This window comes from Myxococcales bacterium (genome assembly GCA_012517325.1).
Taxonomy (GTDB): Bacteria; Lernaellota; Lernaellaia; order Lernaellales; family Lernaellaceae; genus JAAYVF01.
The window spans coordinates 1-3,149 of sequence record JAAYVF010000016.1 but is presented as its reverse complement, the minus strand read 5'-3'; the positions used below and the strand labels follow the sequence as shown (position 1 = coordinate 3,149).

General features: G+C 57.4%; 7 protein-coding genes. All 7 read left to right on the top strand.

Features of this window, described 5'->3' with window-relative positions; translation table 11 throughout:
- On the top strand, positions 1–141 hold a 141-nt coding region (gene tuf, locus GX444_03810; protein NLH47713.1), incomplete at its 5' end, for an elongation factor Tu.
- Between the two features lie 17 nt (positions 142–158).
- Complete coding sequence (gene rpmG / locus GX444_03805) at positions 159–320, top strand: 50S ribosomal protein L33 (protein ID NLH47712.1); 162 nt, start codon at positions 159–161, stop codon at positions 318–320.
- Positions 321–395: 75 nt separating this feature from the next.
- A complete protein-coding gene (gene secE, locus GX444_03800; GenBank protein ID NLH47711.1) occupies positions 396–584 on the top strand; it encodes a preprotein translocase subunit SecE in 189 nt (62 codons plus the stop codon).
- A gap of 12 nt (positions 585–596) precedes the next feature.
- A complete protein-coding gene (gene nusG, locus GX444_03795; GenBank protein NLH47710.1) occupies positions 597–1,133 on the top strand; it encodes a transcription termination/antitermination factor NusG in 537 nt (178 codons plus the stop codon).
- Positions 1,134–1,316: 183 nt separating this feature from the next.
- Positions 1,317–1,745, top strand: coding sequence for a 50S ribosomal protein L11 (gene rplK, locus GX444_03790; GenBank protein NLH47709.1), 429 nt, complete (start codon positions 1,317–1,319; stop codon positions 1,743–1,745).
- A gap of 24 nt (positions 1,746–1,769) precedes the next feature.
- Positions 1,770–2,474 carry a 50S ribosomal protein L1 gene (gene rplA / locus GX444_03785; protein ID NLH47708.1) on the top strand — a complete coding sequence of 235 codons (705 nt, stop codon included), beginning with the start codon at positions 1,770–1,772 and terminating at the stop codon, positions 2,472–2,474.
- Between the two features lie 251 nt (positions 2,475–2,725).
- On the top strand, positions 2,726–3,149 hold a 424-nt coding region (locus tag GX444_03780; GenBank protein NLH47707.1), incomplete at its 3' end, for a 50S ribosomal protein L10.

Sequence of the window (3,149 nt, the reverse complement as noted above, 5' to 3'; positions counted from 1 at the left end):
GAAATGATCATGCCGGGCGAGAACGTGCATATTGGCGTGGAACTGATTATGCCGATTGCGATGGAAGAAGGCCTGCGGTTCGCGATTCGCGAAGGCGGCCGGACCGTCGGCGCCGGCGTGGTCACTAAAATTCTGGCGTAAGCCGAGGAAAGACGACGATGGCCAAGGGCGCTCGCGAAATCGTGATCCTGGAATGCACCGAAACCAAGCTGCGGCACTATACGACCACGCGCAACAAGAAAAAGAATCCCAACAAGTTGCAGCTGAAAAAATACAATCCGAAGTTGCGTAAGTACACGGTCTATAAGGAAGCCAAATAACGCGCGAATCTTCCACGATCGCCGCGGACGCCCCGTGCGGCCGCGGCCGATCGTGCTGATAAAAGGGATCAGGCGTTGTTTAATAAGATTAAAACGTTCCTGAAGGAAGTTCGGATCGAGCTGAAAAAGGTCTCGTGGCCGAACCGCGAAGTCACCGTGGCCTCGACCTGGGTCGTGATCGCGGTCTGTTTCGTCTTTGCGGTCTATTTTTTCGTGGTCGATGTCTTGATCGGTAAAATCATCACCGGATTCTTGAACCTGTAAGGATTTCCGATAATGGCCGATTGCAAGTGGTACGTGGTCCATACCTATTCCGGGTACGAGGCGAAAGCCAAGCAGGCGATCGAAGAGCGCATGAAGGCGCACGGCCTCGGCGAAAACCTGGAAGAAATACTGATCCCGTCCGAACAAGTGGTCGAAATGGTCAAGGGATCCAAACGCACCACCACGCGCAAATTCTTCCCCGGCTACCTGCTGGTGAAGATGGAAATGAACGAACGGACCTACCACGTCGTCAAATCGACCCCGAAAGTCACCGGCTTCGTCGGCGGCGCGAAAAACCCGCCCCCGGTGCCGGAAGAAGAAGTCAGGCGGATTACCCGGCAGATCAGCGAAGGTTCGCTGCGGCCGGTTCCCAAGGTGGAATTCGAGAAGGGCGAAACCGTCCGCATTACGGAAGGCCCCTTCGCCAATTTCACCGGTTTGGTCGATGAAGTGAAACCGGATAAAGGCAAGTTGCGGGTGATGGTCTCCATTTTCGGCCGGACGACGCCCGTCGAACTGGAATTCTTCCAGGTGGAAAAGGCGGAATAGCAGACTCACCCTTTAGCAGGGTGTTGAAAAACACCCTGCGTGCGGTCCATGGATGGATCGCCATTTCCGGCAACTTCCGAAGTTGCCGGAAATGAAGCGAAATAAAAACCACGCTTTTTGTTGAGCGTAGTTGAAAAAGGCCAGGACGACCTTTTTCAACGGCCTGTTTAGATGAGGCGCATCATGGCGAAGAAAGTTCTGGCAAAAGTTAAACTGCAAGTCCCCGCCGGGAAAGCGACGCCGTCGCCGCCGGTCGGCCCGGCCCTGGGCCAGCACGGCGCGAATATCATGGAGTTTTGCAAGCAATTCAACGCAAAAACCCAGAAGCAGGCGGCCGAAGCGATGATCATCCCGGTCGAAGTGACGATCTTTGCGGATCGTACCTTCACCTTCATCCTGAAAAGCCCGCCGGCTTCGATTCTGATCAAGAAATACGCCAACATCGCCAAGGGCAGCGGCGTGCCGAATAAAACCAAGGTCGGCAAAATCACCTGGGATCAGGTGCGGGAAATCGCCAAACTGAAACTGGCTGACTTGAATACCGACAACCTCGACGAAGCGTGCCAGACAATCGCCGGCACCGCCCGTTCGATGGGGATCGATGTCGAATAACGACGCGGACTGGGAGAGTTGGAAATGCCGAAACGGGGCAAGAAATACATCGAGGCGGCCAAGAAAATTGAGCGCCAGAAAACGTATACCGTCGATGAAGCGGTGGCATTGTGCCACGACGCCGGCACCGCCGGCTTTGACGAGTCGGTCGATGCGGTCTTCCGTCTGGGCGTGAATCCGAAATACGCCGATCAGATGGTCCGTGGCAGTTGCCTGTTGCCGCACGGCACCGGCAAAACGGTGCGGGTCGTCGTCTTCGCCCAGGGCGAGAAGGTCAAGGAAGCCGAGGATGCCGGAGCGGAAGCGGTCGGCGCCGAGGATTTGGCGCAGCGGATTCAGGACGGCTGGATGGATTTCGAGCGTGTCGTGGCGACCCCGGACATGATGAAAGTCGTGTCCAAGCTCGGTCGCGTCCTGGGTCCGCGCGGCCTCATGCCCAATCCCAAGACCGGCACGGTCACCTTCGACGTGGCGCAAGCCGTGCAGGAAGCCAAGGCCGGCAAAATCGAATTCCGCGTCGACAAGGGCGGCAACCTGCATGCCCCGATCGGCCGGAAGAGCTTTTCGATCGAGCAGCTTTGCGGCAATCTGCTGGCGCTGGCCGATACACTGCTGCGGCTCAAGCCGCATACCAGCAAGGGCACCTATTTTAAAAACATTTCCATCAGCACCACGATGGGCCCCGGCGTCAAAATCGACCCGGCCGACATCCAGGTGCGGTTGCGTTAACTCCGAGCGGAATGAGCGAAGGCTGAACCGGATCGGCCTTCGCGTGTCCAACAGCTAGTGCGGATCCGGTTTGCAAACGTCCGAGACAGTAGGCACCAAAGTAATTTGGTTTAATCGGCGCCGACCGACCTACCGAGACGCAAGTATGGCCATGGTCGATTGCCGCTTGGCGATCGGCCCTCCCTTTCGGGTGGCCCGCGTCCCGGCGCGAGGCGGCGCGGTAACCGAAAAGGAAAGGGGGGATACGAAATTTGGATCGCCAAGAAAAATCCAAGGTTGTCGCCGATCTGCAAAGCATCACGTCCCGGGCGCAACTAGCGATCTTGGTCGACTATCGCGGTCTGACCGTGGGTGAAATGAGCAAACTCCGCATGGCCCTGCGCCATTCCGGCGAATGCGATTTTCTCGTTGCCAAGAATACGCTGGTTCGTCGCGCTCTCGAAGGCACGTCCTTCACCGCTTTGGACGAGCAACTGGCCGGCCCCAACGCCCTGTTGTTCGCCTATGGCGACCCGGTCTCGCCGACCAAGGCATTGGTCGATGTCGCGAAAACCCTGCCCAAGATGGAAATCAAGGGCGGTGTGCTCAGCGGCAAATGGCTGACCGCGGAACAAGTGATTGCTCTGTCGAAAATGCCGGGCAAGCAGGAATTGCAAGCCATGCTGGCCGGCGTTT